This window comes from Vibrio sp. Vb0937, assembly GCF_033338855.1.
This window is the reverse complement of record NZ_JAWOTK010000183.1, coordinates 1-1,435: the sequence shown is the minus strand read 5'-3', so window position 1 is coordinate 1,435 and position 1,435 is coordinate 1. Positions and strand designations below refer to the sequence as shown.

The window sequence follows — 1,435 nt, the reverse complement described above, 5'->3', positions numbered from 1 at the left end:
GGTAAGACTCGTGTTCTTGTTCACCGTATCGCTTGGTTGATGTCGGTAGAACAAGCGTCTCCATTCTCAATCATGTCGGTAACCTTTACCAACAAAGCGGCAGCGGAGATGCGTGGCCGTATTGAAGAGTTGATGATGGGCAGTGCGTCAGGCATGTGGAATGGTACCTTTCACGGTATTTGTCACCGCATTTTGCGCGCGCACTATCTTGATGCCAAGCTACCGGAAGATTTTCAAATCATCGACAGCGACGATCAACAACGTTTACTGAAGCGTCTGATCAAAGCACAAAATCTGGATGAAAAGCAGTGGCCTGCACGCCAAGTGGCTTGGTGGATTAACGGCAAAAAAGACGAAGGCCTGCGCCCAGCACATATCGATGCTTACCACGATCCTGTGACCAAAACCTACTTGCAGCTATACACCGCTTATCAAGAAGCGTGTGACCGTGCAGGTTTGGTCGACTTTGCAGAAATTCTGCTTCGCGCTCATGAGCTACTGCGCGATAACAAGTTTGTCCGAGAGCACTACCAGGCACGCTTTAAACACATTCTGGTTGACGAGTTCCAAGACACCAACAATATCCAATACGCTTGGCTACGCATGATGACGGGGCCTGAGTGTCATGTGATGATCGTGGGTGACGATGACCAATCGATTTACGGCTGGCGCGGAGCAAAAGTCGAAAACATTGAGAAATTCACCCGTGAATTCCCAAGCGTAACCACCATTCGCCTAGAGCAGAATTACCGTTCCACCAAGACCATTTTGGAAGCTTCCAATACCTTGATCGCCAATAACACTGAGCGTATGGGTAAAGAGCTGTGGACTGACGGCGTCGTTGGTGAGCCGATTTCGGTTTACAGTGCTTACAATGAGTTGGACGAAGCCCGTTTTGCGGTTAACAAAATCAAAGAGTGGCAAGACAAAGGTGGAGCATTGAATGATGCAGCGATGCTGTACCGCAACAACGCCCAGTCTCGTGTACTGGAAGAAGCGTTGATTCAAGCTGGTCTACCATACCGTATTTATGGTGGTATGCGATTCTTCGAGCGTCAGGAAATCAAAGACGCACTGGCCTACATGCGTTTGATGGCTAACCGCAATGATGATGCTGCATTTGAACGTGTGGTGAATACGCCAACTCGTGGTTTAGGTGACAAGACACTAGAAACCATTCGCCGTGCGGCGCGCGATCGTGGTTGCACGATGTGGGAAGCCAGCGTTGCGATGTTGGATGAACAAGTGCTCGCGGGTCGAGCGGCTGGGGCATTAGGTCGCTTTATCGAACTTATTACCGCACTCGAAGACGACACGTTAGAGATGCCGTTGCACGAGCAAACAGACCATGTGATCAAGTACTCTGGCTTGTTTGCCATGTATGAGCAAGAGAAGGGCGAAAAGTCTAAGGCTCGTATTGAGAACTTGGAGGAAT

Annotated in this window: 1 protein-coding gene; it reads left to right on the top strand. The window is 49.6% G+C overall.

Annotation, left to right across the window (positions count from 1 at the left end):
• Positions 1–1,435 (top strand): UvrD-helicase domain-containing protein (locus tag R7P67_RS24260; RefSeq protein WP_318086244.1); only part of this gene is annotated, 1,435 nt, incomplete at both ends.